The sequence below is a fragment of the Acinetobacter sp. UBA6571 genome (assembly GCF_002434085.1).
In the GTDB taxonomy this organism is placed as follows: Bacteria; Pseudomonadota; Gammaproteobacteria; order Pseudomonadales; family Moraxellaceae; genus Acinetobacter; species Acinetobacter radioresistens.
Genome location: NZ_DJJJ01000053.1, coordinates 1 through 23974 on the forward strand (window position 1 = coordinate 1; position 23974 = coordinate 23974).

A 23974-nucleotide genomic window follows, 5' to 3' on the forward strand; every position below is an offset into this window, starting at 1 on the left:
TGAAGCTGAAATAGCCCGTCGCGAACTGGAAAAGCCATTCAAGTACATCACTTTTAATGTTGAGCTCGTGAAAGAAGCAGAAGCTGCTCCTTCTAGCGAAGTTGAACGACGACGTGCAGCTGCTTAATATCTTCATCTGAGCCAAAATTTTTGGCTCAGATTTTTTTTCTTCTTAAAAATACTTATATTCCAATTTTCAATTAATTCAGGTTTTTACCTTAAATTATATGTTTACTTTTTTTTAACTCATAAACATCACCCGATAAAACAATATGGAAAAAACGGATGAATATCAGGATTTATTGGATAGTGAAATATGGTTAAAAAGAGTTCAATTGGAAAGAGCGTTTATAGCTATATCCTGTGATGAGCTAAAAACATTTAGTCAGTTTACAGGAGATTGAACAGATCACTGGCAACAAGATTTAAGCGTTATTGATCTGTAATGGTCAAGGTGTTGGGGCAGTCTCAATAATGAGGCTGATAAAAATAATCGAATTCTATTTTTTAATACATTGTATAGAAATTTTGATCTGTAGCGCATGAACCAGATTCAACAATTTGAGTGTCATCATTTTATATTTTGAAAGGAATCAGTATGAAGACAATAGATGCAAATACTGTAATTAACCGTGACAAACTTTCACCCTTGCAATGGGTCGTATTCACTCTGGGTTTTCTGGTCTTCTTTTGCGATGGATTAGATACTGGCATTATTGGTTTTATCGCACCCGCATTACTGGATGACTGGGGCATCAGTAAACCACAGCTGGCGCCTGTATTAAGTGCAGCATTAGTCGGTATGTCAATTGGTGCCATTATTTCTGGTCCAATGGCAGATAAATTTGGACGTAAAGGAGTAATTGTATTGACCACTTTACTGTTCGGGATTTTTACCGTGTTATGTGGCTTTGCCAGCACTACTCAGGAACTAATGATTTATCGTTTCATTACTGGTGTGGGTTTAGGAGCAGCCATGCCAAATATTAGTACGATTGTATCTGAATACATGCCCGTTAAACGTAAAGCCTTTTTAACCGGTCTGGCTGGTTGCGGTTTTATGCTGGGTATTTCCTGTGGTGGGGTACTTTCTGCTTATTTGCTCGAAAGCTTAGGCTGGGCTAAAGTAATTATTATTGGGGGAGCTATTCCTCTTATTCTTGTTGCATTTCTTCTATTCAAGCTTCCTGAGTCCACTCAGTACTTGATCAAACGTAACCAGCAGCAAAAAGCACAAAATATTCTGGAAAATATTCAGGGCCAATGTTTCGCTGAACCTGTCAAACTGGTGCTCACTCAAGCTGAAAACCAGAGCAGTGAAAGTCCAGTCAAACTGGTGTTAGGTAAATATCTTTGGGGCTCTAGCATGTTATGGCTTTGCTGTTTCATGAGTTTGCTGGTGTTTTACCTGTTAACCAGCTGGATGCCAACCATCTTGAAAACAGCCGGTTTTACCACACAACAGTTCAGTCTGATTGCAGCCATCTTCCCGTTCGGGGGCGTCATTGGTGCAACACTTATGGGCTGGTACATGGACAAGTTGAATCCAACCACTGTTATTAAATACTCATATTTAAGTGCATTTGCCTTACTGATTATTGCCGGTCTGGTCAGTTCAAATATCTTACTGCTTGGCATCACCATCTTTCTGATTGGTGCATTACTGGCAGGTGCACAATCTTCTCTGCTTCCACTCTCGGCAATCTTTTATCCTACTGCCTGCCGTGCCGTAGGAGTTTCCTGGATGCATGGAATTGGACGTATTGGTGCAATTTTAGGTGCTTTCTTCGGTTCTCTGATCTTTACATTTAACCTGAGCCTGAGCGGTATCTTCTTTATTTTGGCAATTCCAACCTTTATTTCTTTTATCGCATTAAGTTTAAAAGTTATGCAGGAAAAAGCAAAAACCAGACAGGCATTAAAACTGGAAGGTTCTGTCTAGAGTATAAAACTTAAAAATAAAAGCTGATTTAGATTTTTATCTAAATCAGCTTTTTTATAGCTGCCAGAAGTTTATAAAATTCTGGACCTTGTCTCACTCGGATTTTCACCAAACTCTTCTCGATATTCCTGAGAAAAACGACTTAAATGGTTGAATCCCCAATCATAGGCAAGCTTAGAAATCGAAAGTTTTCTGTGATGATCTGAACTACTTAAAATTTTATAGATTTGCTGTAAACGGTATTTACGCAAATAAGACATCGGGCTGGTTCCGTAGTAATACTGGAATTCTTCATATAATTTGGATTTTGATACACCAGCTAAACGCTGTAAATCATCAGCACAAATTTCTTCATGGGCATGTGCCACAATAAAATTCCGAACTTTGCTAATATAAGAAGGCTCCCGCTGCTGAGACAGCTCCTTCAATGCATGAGAATAATTATTTTCCTGCGATAAAAGCAGCGCCTTGATCACAAAATTCTCATAATCTTCAGACAGCATCTGTAAACCATAAAAACCTGTATATTGAGACTTAAGCTGTAAAAAGTTCTGTATATTTTTCCACCATGCTTCAATAAGCTGGCCCGAATCCAGACACATTTCAGGATTAAAAATAACAGGCTGCTCAACTTTTCTATTTAAAAGGTCTGCGAGTACCATTTGCAGGCTCTGTTCCGGAATTACTACCTGAATTTTTTTACAGTCTTTATCTATGACCAGGTCCTGTAACTCTGCATTTGAAACAATTAATCCTTTTGTCTCATGCGAAAGATATTTTGCCCCATGTACATTCAATGCCTGTTTACCATGAATCGGTAAACTGATGCTATAAGCTCTCAGCTTAGAAATATTAATTGCAACGTTGGCACCATAGCTGATGGTACCAATGGCCATATGTTTATGAGGCAATCTTAAACCGTCATAATGAAAATCAAGAGTATCACGACATGTTGTATCTAAACGGTGCTCTCCACAGATTTGGGACATCAAGCTTTGCGCAAAATCAGCTTTACGAGAATAATGATTCAAATCCATCTGTTGGCTGAGTGATTCCATATCCATTCACCTAGCTAAAAACATACTTGTTTTTTAAGCAATTCCTGTACCAGCTTTAATAAAGCTGATTAATTCACTCTACATTATCTGCCCCATAAAATAAAACTAATTTTTAGATTTAATTAAAACTATTATGATACTTTTAAAGTATAAATTAATATTATAAAAGCATAGCTTAAATAAAAAAATTATAGCTAAAATCAAATATATATTTATCTAGATGAAATTTAGTAATGATTCAAAGTTAATAACTTTTATAATCATTTTTAATAGTTTTACCAGCTCACACGTTAGACCATATAAATTATGAAATAAGAATCATTTTCATATATACTTTATGCTCAAAAACCCTTGATAAGCTTAAAATGAAAAACTATATTTTTTTAGTCGCCCTGATACCCAGCATTGTATTCGCACATGAACCTTATGTAGCGCCTCTAGCATTTTTCACTAAAAACACTCAAATACCTGTGATTTCCGGTTATGCGGAGGTTCCTTTTGCCAGTGAATATGCTTTAAAAGATGTGGTCTTTCATATTACTCAACCAGATCAAAGTCAAACGACGGTTACCCCGAATACTCAATTAAAATCGGCAACTGTTTTTGACTTAGCTTTAAAACTTGACGGAACATACTATATCTCGTCAAAAGTCTCCTATCCGCTGCAATATGCGCTTTATAACAAAGAATGGAAGATTTTTTATGATACAACAGAAGGAAAAGAAAAAAGTATTGCTGAGCGGGACTATGTTATTCCTGGTGATTTCAAGAAAACACCTCAATTAAAAAATGTGACTCGTGAGTGGAGTATTGAAACATATCTCTCGAAAAACAAACTGACTGAAGTTAAAGAAAAAATAGATTTTCCCCTCCAAGTCAAGTTTTCCAGTCATCCGAATAATATTAAGGCAGGACATCCTGTAAGCTTAGCAGTTTCAAAAAATAATAAGCTTTTAACTAAAGCAGAAATAGTAATAAAGGAAAAAGGTCAAAGTGAACAAAATACAAAAACTGTTCTGACCGATTTAAAAGGTAGAGCAAATCTGACGTTTCCAGCCGCAGGACAATACCTGCTTGAGATAACAGAAACTCAAAATCCTAAAGCGGAGCCGGTTAACCAGTACTATAAAATTATTTCTTTATCAGTAAACTAATTTGCAAACCCGCTTAAGGCTAAACTGGATCAGTTAGAATTGCCCGGTTTAGCCTTGAATAGATTATTCTTTTATGCGTGTTTATTAATTTTAATTAGATAGTGCATCAGTTTATATATAAATTTTTGAAATGAAGCTTTTATTCAATATCATTTTCCATACAAATCATTATGATAAAAAAGCTGGATGTCTTGAATACTGGAAATAACAGAAGATATGGAAATTGATGAAGAGCTCACTCTAAAAAAAATACAGATATTTCTAATGTTCATGCGCTATGGAAATTTGTCGAAAACTGCAGCAGAAATGCAGATCAGTACGGTTAGCGTACACAAAGCACTGCATTCTCTGGAAAGCGCGCTACGTTGTCCGTTATTTAAAAATGAAGGCCGTAACCTGATTCCCTTAAAAAGTGCTTATGTACTGCAAGAGCATTCACAAAAACTTGTTCAGGATATGATCACCACCGTAAATAAAACCCGTGAAGCCGCAGGGTTTGCAGCCAAAGTACTACATTTGGGTTCACTCTATTCACTTACAGTAAATACCATACCAAATGTGATTAGCGGTTTAAAATTACGACGCGGCGAACTTGATATTCAGCTTCTGCTCAGTTCCAATCTGGATCTGGTAAAAAAATTAAAATCTACCGAGCTGGATGCAATTATTGTGGCTCTCAATGACACCACAGATGATCTGGATTTTGAACGGCTACCTATGTTTCAGGACAGTATTTACTTGGCTGTAAATAAAAACTCTTTGCTCGCCGAAGAACATGAAATTGATCTGAGTTTACTTAAAGATGAGACATTCCTGACACTTTCAAAAGGTTTCGCAACCCGCCATGATAGTGATACAGTCTTTGAGAAGGCAGGAATTGACCCAAAAGTTTTTTTACAGGTTAGTGATATTTTTACTTTAATCAGCATGGTGAGTAGTGGTGTTGGTCTTGCACTGCTCCCCGGCCGTATTTCATCTATTTATGAAAGCTCAGTCCGTCTTATTCCTTTACAGGCGAAGTACCAGATTAAGCAGGAAATAGGTCTGGTCTTTCTTAAAAGTAAAGAACGTGATCCGAATCTTTTGGCCTTGATTGCAGAATGCCGGATGTTTGCCCAGCAGTATCTGCTTGAATAATTGAGCAACAGAGTTGATTTCAGCTATTGCTCATTTGAGGATGTTAACAGTTTTAGCCAAAAAGAGCATTTATTGTCAGGAAAAATACAGAAGGTCCAAGCAGACATCCCAGTCCTGTATAAAAAGTTGCAACCAGCGCACCATAAGGCACCAGACGAACATCTGTTCCAGCAAGGCCTGCTGCAGTACCGCTGGTAGTACCTGCAAGGCCGCCAAAAACCATGGCTGAGCGCGGGCTTTTCAGGTACATAAATTTTGCAAGTAAAGGAGTACCGACCATAAAGAAGACAGATTTGATCAGGCCAATTGCGATAGACAACGCAATAACTTCAGAACTGGCACCAATGGCCGTACCGGTAATCGGGCCTACAATATAAGTCATTGCGCCAGCTCCGATAGTCGTCATTGAAACAGGGTCTTTATATCCCATTACCCAGGCAATCATAGCACCAATTATAAAAGGCACTACACAGCCCAGTAATAGGGCAACAAAACCAATTTTCCCAGCCTTTTTCACTTCTTTCACATCAACTTCAAATGCTGTTGAAGCAATGGCAAGATCCCGAATCATGGCCCCACCCAGCAAGGCAAAACCTGAGAAAATTGCAATATCTGAAATTCCTTTCGTACCCTGCGTATATACACCAGCAAAGTAGGCGACGACCAGCCCTAACGTAATAGCGATAGCCGAGCTCTGCAGCTTACCTTTAGTCAGATATTTTGAAAGCAGATGGGAGACAAACATCATCAGCCCTGTCACTGCAAGCGCAGTGACTAGCGCATTTTTACTTAAAACTGCAATAAGTGCATCCATAATTTTTCCTTTTTAGTCCATTAATTCTGATTATTATTAGGCAGTCTTTTCTTTGGCTTCGATAGACCAGTTATAAGTTTCGTAATCACCACTCATACGGTTTAGGTAACGAATCACAAATACTGTGCCTATTAAGGAAGTCACCGCAACAATGATACCCACCATTCCGCCAGACAATGCAGCAACTACATTCTGGCCTGCCGACATTGCGACCACGATAGGAATATACATTCCTGACCAGTACAGCACTCCAAACTGGGTTACTTGAGGCAAATATCCCTTTTTCATTAAGATTTCTTTGGCCAGAATTAACAGGATCATGGAAATGGCAACACCGCCCACATTAGCCTTTACACCCAACAGCAGGCCTAAAGTATTTCCAAGATAATCACCTAACAGATGGCAGATTGCCAGAATTGCTGTTCCATATATAATCATTTTAAATTCCTCTATCCATTGAGCTACATCATATTGTTTTAACTAGATTTTACTTCAGCTTATCTGCTCTTTTTGCATTGCAGTGATCAAACTGTCCAGTTGAGTATTCTGAAAACATAAAACTGAACCCTCTTTAAATATTTTTCGTGCCAAGCCGGTCAGTACAGTGCCGGGTAAAGCTTCAATATGTAATCTGACTCCTCTTTCCCAAGCAGCCTGGACCGTACTCTCCCAGTCAATCATCCGGCTCATATTAAAAGTAAGGTCATCGAGTATCTGGGCATCTGTTCGCAGTAAACGTGCAGAGGTACCACTTAAATATTTAATTTTAGGTTGTGCGGAAGCTACTCCTTTTATATCGATATGTAGCTGTCTGGCCTGCGGTTCAAGCAATATACAGTGTGAAGGGACACTAACCGCCAGACGTTTTACGATTGCGCCGTCCAGACGTGCAAGGCTGGAAACCTGTTGCATTGCTTCCTCTGAACCTGAAATGACTATCTGATTGCTGGCATTGATATTGGCTATATATATATCTGGAGTTTTTATACGAACCTGTGATATCCATTGTTCCACCCTCATACGATCTGTGCCGATCACTGCTGTCATACCATATCCTTGCGGATAGGCCTGTTGCATTAGCTCGCCTCGTCTGGCCACAAGTTTTAAACCATCTTCGAAACTGATTACACCGGCGACGGTCGCTGCTGCCCATGCTCCAATTGATAAACCGGCCACGTAGTCTGGATAAATATTCTGTTCAGTTAGAAGAGCAGAACTAATTATGCCCGACAGATATAAACATAACTGAACTGCATAATTTGATCTGAGATTTTCAGGTTGATCCAGTAGCAGCACATCCTGTTTTAAAACGTCAGACGCCTGTTCAAGATACTGTTTCACCAGTTTATGGATTGGCAGCTCATGTAACATATTGATTTTTTGGGCGCCCTGTCCCGGATATACCCAGATCGAATTCATATTAAGCTCCTTCCAGTTTCCAAGGATTGAGCACTAAAACAGCCGCATTTTGACGTTTTAGTAAAATACTTCCTGCTGCTTGTGCCCATTCCTTTAATGCGATACCCCCTGAAGGGGTCTGAAGCTGTACATCTATTTTGAGTTTAAGGACATCGAGCTGCTGTAAAATAGTTCGTGCCTGCTCTTTTTCCATTAAGCACTCTGCACGTATTAACAGGTCTATATCACTCTGTTCTGTCACTGTTCTCAGACCGGTTGCCAGTTCAAAGCCTGTACTACCGGTATAACCCCAAGGTAAGCCAATACTTTCCATAACCTGCCCTACCAGTTCCAGGCTTTTCTGGAGATGGGGAAACTCGGCAAGGTCTGTTTTCACCAGCGCCTCAGGCTTGATATGTTGGGTAATCGCCTGAACAGGCATCTCGGTGGCATAGCGTAGGCTACGGCATTTTCCACGAATACCGACTGCAATTACAGCAGGACGGGTAGATGCACGGCGTATCACCACCGGCACTTCCCGTGACAATTCATGTGCTACCCACTCAGGCGCATCTTGCGGTAACATAGCCGGCGTCATTCCCCACAGCAAGTCATGTGGCTGCAGCTGAGTATTCATGACCATTGCTCACGTAATAATTCACGTACCTGTTTAGAGACATTACGATTTTCTGCATTCAAACGGTGTTTAAGGTCAGTCGTGCCCTGTTGCCTAATATTGATAAATGCATGAACCAGAGCCTGCTGGACATTAAACATGTCCTGGCCGGTAGGCTGGTCTGCATCACTGACTTCCAGCATGTCAGACAGTAATCCTAATGTGTTGTAGCTTTCAATGTCATACGCCATTGGTGGAATATTGGCAGCCAGTTGCTCCAGCTCGTCTACTGTACGTAATGTTACACGTGCAGCAGATTCCTTGCCCATGGCATGTACCATCACGCCAGAATCCTTTAATGCTAACATCCGGTTTGCCTGATAGCCATGAGCCAGAAAAGCACCCGACATTGATTTTCCAACCAGTAGGCTGACTACCGGATGTCCGGCCAGACGTGCACGTACATAACTGTCTACTGCACCGGCCAAAGCCTGATGTATCCCCAGCAATTCTTCACGACGCCCATAAGCCTGACTCGGCACATCGACAATACATAAAATTGCACGCTTATCTTTTTTTCCTTTATCGAGTTGAATAAGTTGATCTACAGCTTTTGCCAGTGACCATCCTTCAAGGAGTCCTACCTCTCCTTTACGTGCCCGTGGAAAGTGATTATGAATATCCGGTACAACTGCAAATACCCGCAACATCTGCCCGTCTATTTGTCCATCGGCAACCAGCAGAGAGTGAATGCCAGTTTCAATTTTCTGGAAGCCTTGGGTTAAAATTTCAAACCAGTGTTTACCCCGAACTGAAAACTTGATTGCGTTTATGTCCATATTCATGTCTGTTCTCCCTGATACAACGCTTGCACCTGAACAGGCAATAATTGCTCTGATGTATCTATTTGACTGAGTTTGGGCAGATAAAAAGAATAGTCTGAACTGCGATGCAGTTGAGGTATACCCCGCTGCATATAGTCAATCACCTGTTGTTTCATTTGTTCTCGGTCATCTTGTACATAAGCATCGACCAAGCCACTGGCAAAGCGCTGAGCCCCTCCGGTAATACTCCAGATAAAAGGACGGTCTTTAGCGTCATATTCCTGTATACCTGCTTCCTGTTCAATTACCTGTGGTCCGTTTAACCCAAGACGACCTTCCTGTGTTATGATCAGGTAACTGCATAATCCTGCTGCAATTGACATTCCACCGAAGCAACCCACACTTCCTGCAATAATTCCAATCACAGGCCGGTATTGTCTAAGCTCAACAATTGCTGCCTGAATTTCTGCAATAGCAGCCAGACCCAAGTTAGCCTCCTGCAAACGTACGCCACCAGTTTCTAGCAGTAAAATAGCGGCGGTCGGAATTCCCTGACGGTTATCTTCGATTGCCATTTCAAGTGCGCCAGCAATTTTGGCACCGCCGACTTCCCCAAGACTTCCTCCCTGAAATACACCCTCAATTGAGATGACAACAGTAGGTTGCTGCTGGATTAATCCTTTGATAATTACAACGCCATCATCGGCCTGCGGTACAATATTTTGCTTGGGCAGCCATGGCGACATAATTCGTGCAAATGGATCAAGCAGTTCACGCCCGCTGTTCGGGTCCAGAAATGACCAAGCACGTTCACGGGCATTTAATTCAATAAAGCTCTGCTGTTCTAGTAGTTTATTTTTATCCGGCATTTTCTATCTCCTCAAAGGCCTGTTCCAGCCTTAAACGGACAACTCCCGGTGTCGCTCCAAAATCGTGGATATCAATATTGACTGCTGGCGGAAGCTGGCTGGTAAATACCCGTTCAAACAGGTTATTCCAACGCTGACTGCTGCCATCTACTGAAGTTGTTACCCTGACTTTAAGCTTTCTTTCTGAACCGGGTTCCACCAGGATTTCCAGATCTCCTGAACCTACACAGCCAACTACAATAGATTTTTGAGGTACTTTTCCTGCATTAAATTCAAAATTTAATATTTCCATACTTGGTCATCCTTTAATATTTTATGGTCCATTCTGCTTATGCTATCCAGAAACAGTAAGGCTGCCAGTAAATCTGCTGCTCCCCCGGCCGACGCTCTAATGGCCAGTAAATTATGTTCTAGCTGTTGTAAAGCCTGCTGTCCTTTTAAGGTAGAACTTCCTCCTGAGGCCAGAACATATTTTGCACCGTCCTGCATCTGTTCTAGCCCGGAAAGGCCAGCTCGATAAATGACACAGGTATCTGTAAGCTGTGACATCATGGCAAGCAAGCTATCAAGCCGTGCATGACTTTCACTTATGCTTTTACTACGGCTCAGGCATAATTGCGGCCAACCATACTGAACTATTACTGGAAAACCTTGCTGGGCCTGCTGTTTGGCACCATTTATGCCATATTGCTGCCGGATTTTCTGGCCATGTGTTAATGCCTGTACTGGAATGAACCGGTCTTCCAAACAGGCAATTTTTCCGGCAAGCCTGCATAAGTCAGGTACAGTTAGTCTTTTCTGCTTTTCAAGAGTAAGCGCTGTAGCAGTGACCATTAATCCAAGTGACCAGATTGCACCACGATGCGTATTAATGCCTTGAGTTACCTGCAGCATTTGCTTCTCACCTTGACGCCCAATATGACCAATTTCTTCTCTTAATGACTGACAGACAGTTCCATATTTTTCTGCGGCCTGAGCCATTGCCTTAAACATGGGAAACAGGCTTTGTGCAGAATGCTCCATTAGCTCAAGGCTAAGGTCATCATGTGCACCACTGCCACGCTGGTCGACCAGTGCCGGCTTAGGAGTCAGATTTACTTCATCTAGTAATGCCTGGACGGCAAATTCAGCCAGCCGCTCGGCCACAGTCAAAGAAGTTCCGGTTAAAACAGCCATTATTACCAGCTCCTGAATTTTGCAGGTGGTTGATATAAGCCATCTGACCAGGACACAAGCTCTGCAATATTTTTGGCAGCTAGTAATTCGCGTGTTGCATCAGTACGGCGTATCCCTAGGTCTTCTGGAAAGACCACCAGACCTTCCTGACGCAGGCGTTCAGTTGTTTTAGGGTTATGATTAAGACCTATATCAGTTACACCTGCAACCGCTGCAATCATCTCTTCTCGTTCTTGCATACTGCGGGCTTTATATAGGTAGGCAATTCCTTCCTCAGTGAGTAAATGGGTTACATCGTCACCATAAATCATGATAGGTGCCAGTGCCATACCAGCTTTTTGAGCTACACCTACCGCATCAAGCGTATTTACAAAAGTAGGTTTCCTGCCTTCCTGAAAGGTTTCTACCATCTGTACAACCAGTTTCTTGCCACGAGCGAGATAAGTATCTGTATCAGTTTGTTCTGTGGTCCGCATGTCCAGCCAGGCAGGTGTGGCATGTCTGCGTCCACGAGGGTCATGGCCCATATTGGGCGCTCCACCAAAACCGGCAAGTCGGCCTTTAGTAACTGTGGAAGAGTTCCCGCTTCCATCTACCTGAAGCGTTGCTCCAATAAACAGATCTACTGCGTACTGTCCAGCCAACTGGCACATCATACGGTTAGAACGTAATGAGCCATCTCGACCGGTAAAAAATACATCAGGGCGGGCAGCAATATATTTTTCCATGCCTAGCTCGGTCCCGAAGCAATGCACACTTTCCACCCAACCAGTTTCAATGGCAGGTATTAATGTCGGGTGCGGATTGAGTGTCCAGTTGCGGCAAATCTTGCCTTTTAAACCCAGGGATTCGCCATAAGTAGGTAAAATCAGTTCAATCGCTGCTGTGTTAAAACCGATCCCATGATTTAAAGATTGCACTTGATGACGTTCATAAATACCGCGGATCGCCATCATGGCCATCAATATATGCACAGGCTTGATGTGTTTCGGATCACGTGTAAATAAAGGTTCGATATAAAATGGTTTATCTGCTACCACGACAAAATCTACCCATGAAGCAGGAATATCAACCCGCGGTAAATCTGTAACATCATCAACCAGTTCATTTACCTGGACTATTACAATGCCGTCACTAAAAGCAGCAGGTTCTATTAAAGCTGGAGAATCTTCTGTACTTGGGCCGGTATAGATATTACCCTGCCGGTCTGCCATAAAACCTGCTGAAAGTACAACGTTGGGAATAAGATCAACCAGTAACCGTGAATAGAGTTCAATATAAGTATGAATGGCTCCAACTTCGAGCAGCCCGTCTTCAATTAATTGACTGATTCTAAGACTTTGTGTTCCTGCAAAAGAAAAGTCCAACTTGCGGGCAATACCTTTTTCAAACAGATCCAGATGTTCCGGACGCCCAACGCTGGGCATAATCATATGCAGGTCATGCAGAATTTCCGGATTGACTTGTATCAGTGAGCGAGATAGAAAATCTGCCTGTTTCTGGTTATTTCCTTCCAGAACTACTTTATCGCCTGGTGTAATCAGTATTTCTAATACTTTTATAATATCTTCTGCCGGAATAATGCAGCCATCGGCATATTTTGCAGCCATTTCCAGTTTGAGTTGTTTTGCATGTCGACGTTTTGTCCATATACGTTCTTTATTCTGAACCGAACCTTCCATGAGGCTTTCCTTAATACTTATCTCCTGATCTATAAAACTCTTTTTAGTATGCAGGATCAATCAACCTGAAAGCAGAATCATTAACCTAAAGTTAATGATTCAAAACTGCTTTGGAGTGGCATGTTAAAAAGTCTAATTAAGAGAAGGTAGTTAAGTACTATTACTAGGCATATAATTCTTTTTCAGTTTCTCAATTATTTTTTATATAAAATAAATTTTTAATTTAGTATATTTCATTATTTATAGGATTAATTCAAATATTAAATTAGTTTTAAATATAATCTTCCTATGTTTTTATAATATCATGATAAATCAATGATACTTTATCCCATAAAGTATAATATCATTAAAATCAAAAACTTATTTACATATTATTTAATTTAAAATATAGAAAATATACTTCTATTCTGTATATTTTCTATAGATCAGAAAAATCCTCAATACTATATTTTAATAAAATCTATTTAGCTATAGGTTGAGCAGAAAGCGGCACACCAAATAACTGGTCAAAAATCCAGTTAAAGGTAAAAGTATAAAAAGGAATAATAACAATTAAAGAAGCATCTAAAATAAATGCTTTGAGTAATGTAATTTCCATCCACCAGGCAATAAGAGGAATTAGAAAAATTATTAGGGTGAGCTGAAACCCTATTGCGTGGGCTATACGCCGTTTCACAGTACGGGTACGCACCGTTTGACGTCTTTCCCATGCTTCGAACATCAGGTTATATACCAGATTCCAAAGTGCCGCCATACTGGTCACTAAAATTGCTAGAGGTCCAGTATGGCTTAATGTGCTACCAGTCAATAAAGCGAAACATAGCGAAGAAATTCCCATTCCGATGATTTCATAGCTAGTGATATAAACTACTCGACGTTTCATTCCTTGCATGAATGAGATTACCTGAACAAATTAATAAGATTCCCTATTTTAATTTCAGTTAGAATTATTGATAAAGTTAATAGCTTTCAGTTGAACTGATAACAAATGAATTTTAGTAGTGAAAATATTGAGTTATTTCTTGCTGTTCTTGATGCAGGCTCTTTTTCTGCGGCCGCACGAAATTTACGCAGGGTTCCGTCGGCAGTAAGCATGGGTATAGCCAACCTAGAGGCAGAATTAGGACTAATGCTTTTTGAAAGAACTCCACGCAAGGTTATTCCTACAGCTACGGCGCTGGCATTAGTACCACAGGCCAGAATGATTTCAGAGCAACTTAAGCAAATGACGAAGCATGCATGTGAACTGTCTTTGGGCCTGGAGAATATTTTAAAAATAGGTGTCGTTTCTGATGTAAATAACCGGAAGCTCTTGCTGGCTATACAAAAAATTGCCTCAAAATATCCCCTGCTTCATATTGAAGTTATTACAGCGCCACAGGATGATATTCTACATATGCTTTATGCAGAACAGATCAGTATCTGTCTGGCCAGTTCCGGTCAAAATATTAAGATGCAGGAATATTTGCAGCTTGTTACTACAGAGACAGTGGTAGCTACAATTTCAGCAAACCATGAATTGGTACATACAAATAAAGATGCAATTTTTATTGAAGATCTGATTAATGTACGGCAGATATTAGTTGCAAGTACCGAGCTAGACATAACAGATTTAAGGCCTGTGATAGGTGCTTCTTACTGGCGAACCAACCATCTACAGACAGCAATTGATATGGTGGAGATAGGCTTAGGCTGGGGTAACTTTCCTTTATCTCTGGTAAAAGATCTGATTGATACCGGCCGGCTAATCCAGTTAAATTTTAAAAATACACAGAATCAGCTCCCTATGCCGGTCTATTTGGTCTGGTTAAAAGATAAGGTACTTCCTAAAGCCTCTCGTGAATTAATAGAGCTGATCCGCGAAGACTGGTCAACATAATCACTAGATTAGATTAAATAGGAAAATTTTTTCTTGAACCTTATCTTTTAAATATAAAATTAATCTACTTTGACATGATGCCAAAGCCATAATCATAAGACCACATAGATACTGCATCTCTATTGTAAAGTGTTAAAGATAAACGGCAGCCTTGCTCATGGGCAATCTGGTACTCGTCACAGTAATCTTTCATTTGTTGGGGAGTGAGGGCTAACCATGCTTGCGGTTTAGCAGGAATTTCTTCGAATTTCACTTGGTCCCATACCAAACCATATTTCGGATATTTTAAGGTCTTCGTCGCTTTCGCATCAAAACCATATACTTGCTTTTTAACAGTTAAGCTCTCAGCCCACTCAAACATATAGGTTTCTTGATAATTACGTTCACGTAAAGGCGTTAAATTATAAATATTCTCTGTCATGATACTTGCATCTACATCAGACCGAGAAAATAACTGATCTCCTTGATCATTAAAATAATTCTGGCAAAAACTTTTAATTTGTTGATCATCATATTCTGCAAATAAACAATTTAACTGATCAAAACGCAATCGGGCATTAATCACTAATTGAGATTGAAGATCCCAAGGCAAAAGCTCGTTTAAATCTTGAGATGAATAAGTTGATGTTACCGATGAACCATATCCTTCATAACCCGGATAAACAAATACGCGTCTGCGCTGTCTGGTTTGTTGCTTGTTTTTTTCAATATCTCGTTGTTCACAATAACGATAATTCCACTGTGGAATCATAATATTGGGTTGCTGTACTTTTTCCAATCGATGACGATTGACTCGTCCTGCTGTTTGTACAATGGATTGCACACTTGAGGCATCAATAATGGCCCAATCAAAATCATGATCTCGTCCCACTTCTTCTACTGGTGTCGCAACCACAATAAAGGGAATATTTAAAGAATTAGATTTTTGAATGAGATCAATCATTTCATCATCTTGCTCGATCTGCTCATTACCCGTTTTTCTTTTCTTACCATCTTTATGACGTGTTAAAAGCTGATCTAAACGTTGCTCTTTATAAAATCTTGAAATAAGCCAATCATTTGCATGATAACAAGCAATATTTGCCTCAGGTAAATGATCTGATAAAAATTGGGCAAGTCGAATTGCATGTTTAATATTGGCAACCCGTATCAGCCCCAAAGAAATTTTCTTTTCTGTCTTTTTAAAATTCCATGCATGCGCTTGATGAAGTTGCTTTACTGCTTCTAATACTGACTGTTTCCACGATAAAACTGTAGTTTCAGGTAATGAAAGCAACTGAGCCAGTCGATGAGTTGGCTTAGAGCACAAGTGAATTTGCAAATCATCCAAATGTTTTTGATAATTTCCATTAAATTCTGATTTTTGATTTGACTGCTCTAACCATATTTTTGGTTTAAGCTCATTATCAATAATCGCAATGATTGATTTTTTCTTATTTCCATACAGAGCCGCCCGCATCTGTATGCCTGACTCAAAGGCTCGATGAATTGTTTTGGCAACGGTCAGTGATAAAGTTGCTGAAGAACAAATCACGTTTCGACCATACAAAGCAGCGAGCTGAACTAAACGCAACACGGCAATGAGGGCTTGAGGTTCATAGCCATCCACTTCATCTAAAATCAGGTCACTACTCATTATCCTAAGTAATGCTTTAACGTGATGTCCTTGTCTATGTGGTTCACCCGCTGCAGTCAGATAATCAATCGTTGACACCAGTAATGGTGAAGCAAGAATAGTCGTTTCCTTTTGATCTAAAACTTTACGTCCATTTTTTTCAACCGTAAATAATGGATGTAACCAGTCTGGTAAATCGCAGTCTTCCCCCCAGGCATCAAACATAGGTTCCGGATGATTTTCATCTTCATCCAAGAACTCAATTTTCTCTTTACTTTGATCGAATAAAGTCTGGGTAACCGTATTCCCGATAATCACAGCAATTTCATCTTCCGATAGATTCATCGATGTTTTAAGTGCATGCCCAGTCTGCAAAGTTAGAGAACGCAAATTAAGCGCAATCGCTAATCTTGGGTCATCTGGTCGTAAAGTACAAGCAGCGCGCAAATTCATACGGGTTTTACCGCTTCCTGTCCCTGCAATATTAAATACTAGTGCCGGTGTTTCAGGATGCTTCTGTATATTTCTTTGCAAGGCATTTGCTGCGATATTTTGCCATTGGAACCGCGGGTGAGTCGTTGGCTGGCAAATATATTCAACGGTTTGTTCAGATAGACCAGATAAACTCAAATCAGTCATCATTTGAACTGCGATTCGTGAAGCGCGATCTCCGACTTGGTGTAAATGCCATTCTAGTGGTTGATCTTGTAATTTGGCTTGCTTGTCTTGGTCTATAGTTTTAAGCTTTGTATTTGCAAATAACGATACATTTTCAGGCTTTTGCAAAGAATATTGTTGTGCCGAGACAATATGATCTGCATGAATCAAAGCTGCTCGTGAATGTAGTGCTAAGGCTTTCCAGTATAAAAGCTGGTCTGTTTTTTGTTTTGGTATTAATGCAGTTAAACGTTGCATACGTTTTTGATGGCTTTTAAAAATAGAGTCTGGCAATTCACCGGCACAGCTCATTTGTTCACGGCTTGGAACTAATGTTCGAACATGATTTTCATAGTGAGGTAATGCGAGTGGATCATTTTTTAAAGCTTCTTCCACGCCTAATAACCCATGATGCGTAACAACCAAATAATCGACTGCTTCTAATTCGTTTTGGACTCCCTGTTCAATTTCTTGTCGATCACCTAAAGTAAATTTATCTAAACCTTTATCTAAATTCTTCCAGGCAAGCTGCCAGTCCCATCCATTTTTTCTGAGTTGTTGTAACAGTTTTAAAGACAGCCATTCATGTCGAATGTCATCTTTAATTTTTTGCCCCGCCATTTCTGGACTTAATTTTTTCTGAAAATGTTGTGAAGCTTTACCAATATCATGCATGTCCCCTGCTGCACCCGCCAATAAGCTACTTACTTTGACCCATTCATCCAGCATCAGTAATTTTTGCTGTTTCTTGGTCGATGCAACCGGATAGGCACCGTCGTGTGCAAATTTATGTTTTGCGCCCACAACCCATGCAAGCTTCATTCTTCGCACACCAAAATTAATGTACGCAGCTACCGCAGTTTGTCGGGTTGCCACTTTTTTGAGTGCACTACGAATTTCTTTTAAGCCATCCATGGTCATGGGTGCTTGCCAAGATGAATGTCCTGTACGAATCGCATAGCTATCCAAAATCGCTCGAGTTTTCTTTAACGCTCTTTTTTCACAAGCTGAGATGAGAATGACGTGCATAGTTTATTGTTAAAATTTAAATGTAATGAAAATATAATCTCTTGTTTTAAAAAAGAGAAAGTTCTGATAACAAGATACGATCTTAGAACGACAGTTTATGTCGTTTTGAACTTATATTTTAGCTTATCTGTACTTAACAAATAGTTGCAAGCAGTTACCGCTATTTCTGTATAATCTTTTTTGTCTGCTACTGTATAAGTAGTTGAGAAAGAGACTAGATTCTTGTTTAAGAATTATCTCGTTGACCATCGCTTTAGATGGATTACTTTTTGTTACATCTAAAACTCCAATGAATAACAATAACATAAATTCAAATAAAAAATAACGCCCGAGACTAGATTATTGTTACATTATTAATATAAAAATTTAACTAGTCATAATGAGTTAGAACTGAGCAGCACAAAGCATCTCAACTCTTTTGTGCTGCTCTTCAAGTTAACTCGTATCAAAAGGAGCTCACTCATGAGTAATCTTATCACAGAACATATAAATCCATTGTCAAATCAAGAAAAATCATCACCTGATTTTTCACTGAGTATGTCAGCAAAACTTCTAAAGTTATCTCCTAAAGTATTTATTGAACTTTTATACAGGAATAAATTTATTTTTAAACGAAGTAAGCAAACTGCATGGGAGTCATATCAAAATATTGTAGATAGAGAAATCTTATGCCATCGAGTAATAAACATAAAACACTCTACAGGCATAGTAGTTCCACATTTACAAGTTAGAGTCACTTTAAAAGGTCTAACATACTTTAAGAATAGATTTTGCTCTTAAATCTACGAAGATATTATTGCGACATTTAATGTCGCAATAATATTCAGTATTTATTTAATTTTTAAAATAATGTGTTAAAAATTGGCTAGATAACAAAAACGGGGAAGATAATGCCTGAACCACAAACTGATATTTTTATAAATGCCTTAGAAGAATCTGTGCACTTTAGTTTAAAAACGATTAACTCCAATATTGAAAAAGGCGGGATTCGTTTAAGTAATCAACAAGCACTTGATTTACCCTATCTCAGTGCTCGAACTTTATTAAATGAAGACTTCCTGATTCCCACTGATTATCAGGCAAATGCAGGTAAAACGGCTTCTATTTTTAAAGTCGTAAAAGCAGCCATGATTAATAATGACATCCATTCAGAAGAAGCTGAGTTTCAACAACAAGTGGAACAGCTCAAGCCATCCATTTCATCTATTTTTAATGAGCCGTATCAAGCCGGTACAGAAAACATTGATATACGTATGCGCCAGCTTTTAATTCCCAAAAATGGTGAATATGTTTCAGTAAGTCCACTTACTGCTGCTGGTGTAAATTATCTTGTGAACCAAGAAGTTGATGCTGTAAATGAATTACGCAAAGAAAAAGACAGTGAATTTAACCGCATTCAAACTGCTGTTTTTGGCATAGGAGGAGCCAATCCACAAAATGTGGGAAGCCTAGTGCGTTCAATGCAACGCCCTATTACAGTTGATGCTCCTCAAGCAAGTGAAAAAGTACGCCAAGCCTTAGCGATTTTCTATAACGGATTTACGATACGACTATCTCGTAAAATAAAACTGCTTAACGGAACTAAACGAGCAAAAGAAGCGATTAAAGAATGGTCAGAAATTTTAAATCGCCAACTTGTTATCACCGCGACGAATACCATTCAAAATTGGCATGACCTCGAGATTTTCGCTCCTTCGACCAATCGAGATATTCGAGATCAGGAAGTTATTTTCCTGAACATCCTTGCTAAAGATGTCTTAAGACAGGCGACTTTTCAAAAAAATATTTTAGAAGAAGCTGAATCAATTTTACCAAGTAGGGAAGAAATTGAGCGTCCTTCATTCTGGGTTCATCCGAGCCTTCCATTTGTTTTGCAAGGTTTGATTGACCCAGAGCTAAGAGATGATCACTGGAGAATTAAATTCTCCGATTATCTTGCTAGAAAAATCACCAATGAAACCTTTGATATAGAAATAAATAATGAAACTGTATCAATTAGCCTAGATAGCAATGCTGAAGGTTATATCGCCTGCCGCTTACGGGAGATTGTTCGATGAGTCGTTATGTCGTGATTCCTCGTATGCGAGTACAAAATGCAAATATACAAACCAATGGCCTGTTATTAGGTGGTGTGCCTTTGTTTGCAGCCAATATGTTTGCACATCATTTAGCAAGACAATTAGGCATTCAAGAAGAAGGTATTATTTATATTCATCATGACCAACAGCGTTTAGGTGGGCAAGCCTATGGCCGCTTTACGCCTGCTCAACGTCGTGGTGCCGTGTTTATTGGTAAAAAGGACTATTCTTCTAAAAATAAATACGCGTTGTCTTTACAACCAACCGCATCTTGTCATTTAGAGTTTAGCCTTGTTATCAAATTTTCTAGCTCCCGGATTAGTCCAGAAAAACTAACAAACATACTTAAACGTAGCCGTTTTGCTGGTGGACAAATTATTGAGTTCTTAGACATTACCACCCATGCTGAAAATGAATTAGAAAATGCCTTAAAGAAAATCAAAACTGGATTTGCCATTTTAGATCGACAAGATTTGCTTATTGAATATCAGCAACGTAAACAAATTAATCGAGTTCAGGCATTTACCCAACTGTTGGCGTTAAAAGCAGATGCACTTAGAGCTTTCTTTAATGACCAAAATTTAAGTTGGATATCGGCAACTAATTTGGGGTACGCCCTACTTGAGCCACTCACAGACCAACGAGCTGGTATTCGCCAAGCACAAGATCAGGAAACTACAGCACATGCCTATGCAGAACCGCTTACCGGCATTGTTCAGTATTTTTCTTTAGGCGAGATTCTAAGGAGAAATACTGAGGCCGAGGATGACAATTGGCATAACTTGCAAAAATTATTGTGGACCTACCACTGGCCGCAAGACGACATTTTTCTTTTAAAACAAAATTGCATTAATGCATAACTCATTTTTGAATATAAGGAATTTTTCACATGACAATGTTTAAAAAATTACCGGGCAGCCTTTCTTTACAACGCGGCACAGTGGTAAGTGATGGGGCTTTTTTTAATTTATTTGAAGATGGTAAACAAGAACCTTTACACATGATGTATCACGGTATTCGAGGCACTCAAAATGTCGCAGGTAATAAAGAAAAAGGAGCAGCAACAGGTAATTCTCTGGCTCGCGAAGTCACCAATATTCAGTTGACCGAATCTGCAAAATTACAACCTAAAGCCAAACTTTTGGTGAAATGGTACTTTCGTTTTATTGACTTGAGCTATGTACTGTTTGCAAGTGCTTCTAAAGCTGGTGCTGACAAAAGCGAAGAATATAATTTCCGCCAAGCTTTCTTAAGTTTTGTAAATCGCGCCAAAGAAAGCGATGGACTTAAAGAAGTTGTGCGTCGTTATGTACGTAATATCGTGAATGGCCGTTGGTTATGGCGTAATCGTATTGTCGCTGAAAGCATTACCATTCAAGTGACTGCTCAGGACCACCCTGAAACATTGAGTTTTGATGCACTTTCTTACAACCTTAAGAGTTTTGATCAACCGTCTGAACAAGAACAAAAACTAGCAGATATTTTGTTAAAAGGAATTACAGGTGAATCCACAAGTGCTGCCTTGCATATTGAAGCGATTGTTGACTTCGGAATGGGCGGTGTAGAAGTTTTCCCTTCTCAAAATTACCTAGAAGAGAAACCAAAAGGTTTCTCCCGATCTTTATATCAATTAACACCGAAAAAACCAGACCACAAAGCCAATGACAACCAATATCTAGGTCAAGCTGCATTACGTGACCAAAAAATCGGAAATGCACTAAGAACAATTGATACCTGGTATCCACTGTTTAAAGAAAACGATGAAAAGCCAATTGCAGTAGAACCTAATGGGGCAAATTTAGAAGGACAGATTTTCTATCGCGTGGGTAAAGATAAAGTTTCTGCATTCGATATTTTAAAAGAAATTGATGAACTGGATGTAAACAGCGACAAAGGCATGTTCCTGATTGCATGTTTAATTCGTGGTGGCGTGTACTCCGAGGGTGAATAATGATGGATGCCAATTACTATCTGGATATCCGTGTTCTTGAATCATCAGATGATACGGATTTAAAACTTGGTCATATTCGTAATCAAATTTACACCGTGATTCATGGTGCATTTCGAAAACTACCTGCGCATTACGCGCTTGCGTTGGAGATATCCGATAAATTGAAAGCGAAGCAGGAACAGTTTGAAAAAAAACATGGTCGTTCAGCTAAACCTAACTTTGATATTTTGCGAATTTTTGCAGAAAAGCAGGATGATTTAGATGAGTTAATCGAGGCAATTAAAGGACACTGGAAAATTCGCGACTATACCGTTTTAGGTGCCGCAATTGCTGTTCCTACTGCCAAAATTTCTGGTTGGAAAAGTTATCGTAAGTTTCGTATTCCAACTCAGAAAACTGAACGTACAAAGCTTTCTCATCAAAATGAACCTTTAAGAGATAGACGCTTAAAAACTGCCAAAGGAATGCCCTTCTTTCAGGTGGTCAGCAGTACAGGTCATGGTTTTACAGTAATTATTGATGTGCAGGACAGCGAAAATGCGGGATACGGACTACCAGATAGCTATGGGCTTGCTCGTAAGGAAAGTCCTTTTGCCCTACCCGTTTTTTAAGGAAATATAATATGAGTCAACTCCGTCAGGAACGCAGCCGCCCACTTATGCTTTCAAAGCGTGCCTGCGTTTTTTATTTAGAGAGAGTTCGTGTCGTTTTAAAAGATGATCGAATTGTTTACTTGACGGAGAACTCACAGCCTGTGGAATATTTTTATAATATTCCAGAGAAAAACACAGCCTTTTTACTACTTGGTAAAGGTAGTTCATTAACAGATGCGGCTGCCAGACGTTTAGCAGAATCTAATGTCATGGTTGGGTTTTGCGGTTCTGGCGGCTCCCCTTTATTTTCATCCTTAGACTTAACATTTTTAGCGCCTCAAAGTGAATATCGTCCCACTGAATATATGCAAATCTGGATGAAAGCATGGCTAGAAGATGATGCACGATTACTCATGGCAAAAATATTATTACTCGAACGTATTGCCCTCGTATCACAATCATGGAAAAAAAATTTTGATTTGATTCAATCTGGTATTTATATTGATGAGAATGCTTTAAACACATTTAAACAAGATATTGATCGTTCAGAAAATCAACAAGAATTACTTGCAGCCGAAGGTCGTTGGGCCAAAACGTTATACAAGCAACTTGCTAAAGGCTTTGGTGTTGAGTTCATTCGCGATGAAGGAAAAAATTCTCATGATACTATTGCTGATATAGCCAACAGTTATCTCGATCATGGAAACTATATTGCCTACGGCTATGCGGCAGTTGCTTTAAATGGAATGGGAATTAGCTTTGCTCTCCCTATTTTGCACGGTAAAACACGTCGTGGGGGTCTAGTCTTTGACCTAGCTGATCTAGTGAAAGATGCTTTTGTGATGCCAATTGCTTTTACATGTGCAGCAAAAGGATTAAATCAAAAAGAATTCCGAATGCAGCTTATTGAAACATGCCAAGACAAAGATATTTTAGATTACATGTTTGGCTTCATTACTGACATATGTAGTAAAATTAAATAAAATCATATAATTAAGTTTTATACTTTATAACGAAGTATTTTCACTCATTAAAAACTTATATAATTGATTTCAAGAGTTTTGTTTTAACTTAACTCTAGTTCGTCATCGCTTAGATGATTTAGAAAAAAATGCCTGGGAATATGAAAACTCACCGACAGTTCGTCATCGCTTAGATGATTTAGAAAAATGATGGTGTAAAGCATGTTGAATTCCGCATGTTCGTCATCGCTTAGATGATTTAGAAAAGCATTCGCCTAAGGAACCCCCATGAGCAAAGGTTCGTCATCGCTTAGATGATTTAGAAATAAATTGATATTGCTCACATATAAGTAGCGCTGTTCGTCATCGCTTAGATGATTTAGAAATTGCGACTCAACTTCGGGACGGTGAAACAAGAGTTCGTCATCGCCTAGATGATTTAGAAATTGCCACTAAACTTCGTGACGCTGAACCAAGAGTTCGTCATCGCTTAGATGATTTAGAAATCTCTCGCTATGTTCACCGCGTTCCACTACGAGT

22 protein-coding genes, 1 pseudogene and 1 CRISPR repeat array are annotated in these 23974 nt (G+C 39.4%); of the genes and pseudogenes, 11 read left to right on the plus strand and 12 right to left on the minus strand.

Annotated features, from left to right (window positions below; genetic code table 11):
- Both B3X18_RS09935 and B3X18_RS09940 read left to right on the plus strand, forming a co-directional pair.
- Window positions 1–127 (plus strand): annotated as a pseudogene (locus B3X18_RS09935) (catechol 1,2-dioxygenase); the annotation flags it as partial.
- A 471-nt stretch (window positions 128–598) separates the two neighbouring features.
- Complete coding sequence (locus B3X18_RS09940) at window positions 599–1942, plus strand: MFS transporter (protein WP_005026442.1); 1344 nt, start codon at window positions 599–601, stop codon at window positions 1940–1942.
- Between the two features lie 71 nt (window positions 1943–2013).
- Here the strand turns inward: B3X18_RS09940 and B3X18_RS09945 are convergent, their stop codons facing one another.
- Window positions 2014–3000 carry an AraC family transcriptional regulator gene (locus B3X18_RS09945; RefSeq protein WP_017400631.1) on the minus strand — a complete coding sequence of 329 codons (987 nt, stop codon included), beginning with the start codon at window positions 2998–3000 and terminating at the stop codon, window positions 2014–2016.
- Between the two features lie 365 nt (window positions 3001–3365).
- On the opposite strand from B3X18_RS09945, the gene B3X18_RS09950 reads away from it, so the two are divergent.
- Together B3X18_RS09950 and B3X18_RS09955 are read left to right on the plus strand one after the other, a co-directional pair.
- On the plus strand, window positions 3366–4154 hold the full coding sequence (locus B3X18_RS09950; protein ID WP_034670652.1) for a DUF4198 domain-containing protein: 789 nt from the start codon (window positions 3366–3368) through the stop codon (window positions 4152–4154).
- Window positions 4155–4370: 216 nt separating this feature from the next.
- A complete protein-coding gene (locus B3X18_RS09955; RefSeq protein WP_005406275.1) occupies window positions 4371–5291 on the plus strand; it encodes a LysR family transcriptional regulator in 921 nt (306 codons plus the stop codon).
- 52 nt (window positions 5292–5343) lie between these two features.
- On the opposite strand, the gene madM is transcribed toward B3X18_RS09955, so the two are convergent.
- The 10 genes from madM to B3X18_RS10005 form a co-directional block, all read right to left on the minus strand.
- The gene (gene madM, locus B3X18_RS09960; RefSeq protein WP_005026453.1) at window positions 5344–6105 is read right to left on the minus strand and encodes a malonate transporter subunit MadM; all 762 of its coding nucleotides are present in this window, start codon (window positions 6103–6105) and stop codon (window positions 5344–5346) included.
- A 36-nt stretch (window positions 6106–6141) separates the two neighbouring features.
- Entirely contained in the window at window positions 6142–6543 is a 402-nt protein-coding gene (gene madL / locus B3X18_RS09965) for a malonate transporter subunit MadL (protein WP_005026459.1), read from the minus strand.
- A 54-nt stretch (window positions 6544–6597) separates the two neighbouring features.
- Window positions 6598–7524: a malonate decarboxylase subunit epsilon gene (gene mdcH / locus B3X18_RS09970; RefSeq protein ID WP_286935498.1), complete on the minus strand. Its 927-nt coding sequence runs from the start codon at window positions 7522–7524 to the stop codon at window positions 6598–6600.
- Between the two features lies 1 nt (window position 7525).
- A complete protein-coding gene (locus B3X18_RS09975) occupies window positions 7526–8140 on the minus strand; it encodes a malonate decarboxylase holo-ACP synthase (RefSeq protein ID WP_005019783.1) in 615 nt (204 codons plus the stop codon).
- Window positions 8137–8964 (minus strand): biotin-independent malonate decarboxylase subunit gamma, encoded by an 828-nt coding sequence (gene mdcE, locus B3X18_RS09980; RefSeq protein ID WP_005019781.1) that lies wholly within the window; start codon window positions 8962–8964, stop codon window positions 8137–8139. Before mdcE ends, B3X18_RS09975 begins: the two co-directional genes overlap by 4 nt.
- The gene (locus B3X18_RS09985) at window positions 8961–9812 is read right to left on the minus strand and encodes a biotin-independent malonate decarboxylase subunit beta (protein ID WP_286935502.1); all 852 of its coding nucleotides are present in this window, start codon (window positions 9810–9812) and stop codon (window positions 8961–8963) included. The genes mdcE and B3X18_RS09985 overlap by 4 nt, the downstream gene beginning before the upstream one ends.
- On the minus strand, window positions 9802–10104 hold the full coding sequence (locus B3X18_RS09990; protein WP_005026475.1) for a malonate decarboxylase subunit delta: 303 nt from the start codon (window positions 10102–10104) through the stop codon (window positions 9802–9804). The genes B3X18_RS09985 and B3X18_RS09990 overlap by 11 nt, the downstream gene beginning before the upstream one ends.
- Window positions 10092–10988 carry a triphosphoribosyl-dephospho-CoA synthase gene (locus tag B3X18_RS09995; protein ID WP_081402606.1) on the minus strand — a complete coding sequence of 299 codons (897 nt, stop codon included), beginning with the start codon at window positions 10986–10988 and terminating at the stop codon, window positions 10092–10094. The genes B3X18_RS09990 and B3X18_RS09995 overlap by 13 nt, the downstream gene beginning before the upstream one ends.
- Window positions 10989–10990: 2 nt before the next feature.
- The gene (gene mdcA / locus B3X18_RS10000; protein WP_005026479.1) at window positions 10991–12670 is read right to left on the minus strand and encodes a malonate decarboxylase subunit alpha; all 1680 of its coding nucleotides are present in this window, start codon (window positions 12668–12670) and stop codon (window positions 10991–10993) included.
- A 460-nt stretch (window positions 12671–13130) separates the two neighbouring features.
- Window positions 13131–13562: a PACE efflux transporter gene (locus B3X18_RS10005; RefSeq protein ID WP_034675981.1), complete on the minus strand. Its 432-nt coding sequence runs from the start codon at window positions 13560–13562 to the stop codon at window positions 13131–13133.
- A 96-nt stretch (window positions 13563–13658) separates the two neighbouring features.
- Here B3X18_RS10005 and B3X18_RS10010 point away from each other — a divergent pair, with 96 nt between their 5' ends.
- The gene (locus B3X18_RS10010; protein WP_005026482.1) at window positions 13659–14549 is read left to right on the plus strand and encodes a LysR family transcriptional regulator; all 891 of its coding nucleotides are present in this window, start codon (window positions 13659–13661) and stop codon (window positions 14547–14549) included.
- Between the two features lie 64 nt (window positions 14550–14613).
- Here the strand turns inward: B3X18_RS10010 and cas3f are convergent, their stop codons facing one another.
- Window positions 14614–17850, minus strand: coding sequence for a type I-F CRISPR-associated helicase Cas3f (gene cas3f / locus B3X18_RS10015; protein WP_005026483.1), 3237 nt, complete (start codon window positions 17848–17850; stop codon window positions 14614–14616).
- A gap of 462 nt (window positions 17851–18312) precedes the next feature.
- Here cas3f and B3X18_RS10020 point away from each other — a divergent pair, with 462 nt between their 5' ends.
- The 6 genes from B3X18_RS10020 (at window position 18313) to cas1f (ending at window position 23455) form a co-directional block, all read left to right on the plus strand.
- Window positions 18313–18630 (plus strand): phage antirepressor KilAC domain-containing protein, encoded by a 318-nt coding sequence (locus B3X18_RS10020; protein ID WP_005026486.1) that lies wholly within the window; start codon window positions 18313–18315, stop codon window positions 18628–18630.
- Between the two features lie 110 nt (window positions 18631–18740).
- Window positions 18741–19907 (plus strand): hypothetical protein, encoded by a 1167-nt coding sequence (locus tag B3X18_RS10025; RefSeq protein WP_034675976.1) that lies wholly within the window; start codon window positions 18741–18743, stop codon window positions 19905–19907.
- The gene (gene csy2 / locus B3X18_RS10030; RefSeq protein ID WP_034675973.1) at window positions 19904–20788 is read left to right on the plus strand and encodes a type I-F CRISPR-associated protein Csy2; all 885 of its coding nucleotides are present in this window, start codon (window positions 19904–19906) and stop codon (window positions 20786–20788) included. The genes B3X18_RS10025 and csy2 overlap by 4 nt, the downstream gene beginning before the upstream one ends.
- A gap of 29 nt (window positions 20789–20817) precedes the next feature.
- Window positions 20818–21879, plus strand: coding sequence for a type I-F CRISPR-associated protein Csy3 (csy3, locus tag B3X18_RS10035; protein WP_034675970.1), 1062 nt, complete (start codon window positions 20818–20820; stop codon window positions 21877–21879).
- 2 nt (window positions 21880–21881) lie between these two features.
- Window positions 21882–22490, plus strand: coding sequence for a type I-F CRISPR-associated endoribonuclease Cas6/Csy4 (locus B3X18_RS10040; protein WP_026055488.1), 609 nt, complete (start codon window positions 21882–21884; stop codon window positions 22488–22490).
- 11 nt (window positions 22491–22501) lie between these two features.
- On the plus strand, window positions 22502–23455 hold the full coding sequence (gene cas1f / locus B3X18_RS10045; protein ID WP_005026499.1) for a type I-F CRISPR-associated endonuclease Cas1f: 954 nt from the start codon (window positions 22502–22504) through the stop codon (window positions 23453–23455).
- Window positions 23456–23552: 97 nt separating this feature from the next.
- A CRISPR array of direct repeats spans window positions 23553–23940; the repeat unit is 28 nt; unit sequence GTTCGTCATCGCTTAGATGATTTAGAAA.
- Window positions 23941–23974: the final 34 nt, after the last annotated feature.

Coding starts and splice junctions, on each gene's coding strand:
- B3X18_RS09940 (WP_005026442.1), top strand. CDS start 599: ATGAAGACAATAGATGCAAATACTGTAATTAACCGTGACAAACTTTCA.
- B3X18_RS09945 (WP_017400631.1), bottom strand. CDS start 3,000: ATGGAATCACTCAGCCAACAGATGGATTTGAATCATTATTCTCGTAAA.
- B3X18_RS09950 (WP_034670652.1), top strand. CDS start 3,366: ATGAAAAACTATATTTTTTTAGTCGCCCTGATACCCAGCATTGTATTC.
- B3X18_RS09955 (WP_005406275.1), top strand. CDS start 4,371: ATGGAAATTGATGAAGAGCTCACTCTAAAAAAAATACAGATATTTCTA.
- madM (WP_005026453.1), bottom strand. CDS start 6,105: ATGGATGCACTTATTGCAGTTTTAAGTAAAAATGCGCTAGTCACTGCG.
- madL (WP_005026459.1), bottom strand. CDS start 6,543: ATGATTATATATGGAACAGCAATTCTGGCAATCTGCCATCTGTTAGGT.
- mdcH (WP_286935498.1), bottom strand. CDS start 7,524: ATGAATTCGATCTGGGTATATCCGGGACAGGGCGCCCAAAAAATCAAT.
- B3X18_RS09975 (WP_005019783.1), bottom strand. CDS start 8,140: ATGAATACTCAGCTGCAGCCACATGACTTGCTGTGGGGAATGACGCCG.
- mdcE (WP_005019781.1), bottom strand. CDS start 8,964: ATGAATATGGACATAAACGCAATCAAGTTTTCAGTTCGGGGTAAACAC.
- B3X18_RS09985 (WP_286935502.1), bottom strand. CDS start 9,812: ATGCCGGATAAAAATAAACTACTAGAACAGCAGAGCTTTATTGAATTA.
- B3X18_RS09990 (WP_005026475.1), bottom strand. CDS start 10,104: ATGGAAATATTAAATTTTGAATTTAATGCAGGAAAAGTACCTCAAAAA.
- B3X18_RS09995 (WP_081402606.1), bottom strand. CDS start 10,988: ATGGCTGTTTTAACCGGAACTTCTTTGACTGTGGCCGAGCGGCTGGCT.
- mdcA (WP_005026479.1), bottom strand. CDS start 12,670: ATGGAAGGTTCGGTTCAGAATAAAGAACGTATATGGACAAAACGTCGA.
- B3X18_RS10005 (WP_034675981.1), bottom strand. CDS start 13,562: ATGCAAGGAATGAAACGTCGAGTAGTTTATATCACTAGCTATGAAATC.
- B3X18_RS10010 (WP_005026482.1), top strand. CDS start 13,659: ATGAATTTTAGTAGTGAAAATATTGAGTTATTTCTTGCTGTTCTTGAT.
- cas3f (WP_005026483.1), bottom strand. CDS start 17,850: ATGCACGTCATTCTCATCTCAGCTTGTGAAAAAAGAGCGTTAAAGAAA.
- B3X18_RS10020 (WP_005026486.1), top strand. CDS start 18,313: ATGAGTAATCTTATCACAGAACATATAAATCCATTGTCAAATCAAGAA.
- B3X18_RS10025 (WP_034675976.1), top strand. CDS start 18,741: ATGCCTGAACCACAAACTGATATTTTTATAAATGCCTTAGAAGAATCT.
- csy2 (WP_034675973.1), top strand. CDS start 19,904: ATGAGTCGTTATGTCGTGATTCCTCGTATGCGAGTACAAAATGCAAAT.
- csy3 (WP_034675970.1), top strand. CDS start 20,818: ATGACAATGTTTAAAAAATTACCGGGCAGCCTTTCTTTACAACGCGGC.
- B3X18_RS10040 (WP_026055488.1), top strand. CDS start 21,882: ATGGATGCCAATTACTATCTGGATATCCGTGTTCTTGAATCATCAGAT.
- cas1f (WP_005026499.1), top strand. CDS start 22,502: ATGAGTCAACTCCGTCAGGAACGCAGCCGCCCACTTATGCTTTCAAAG.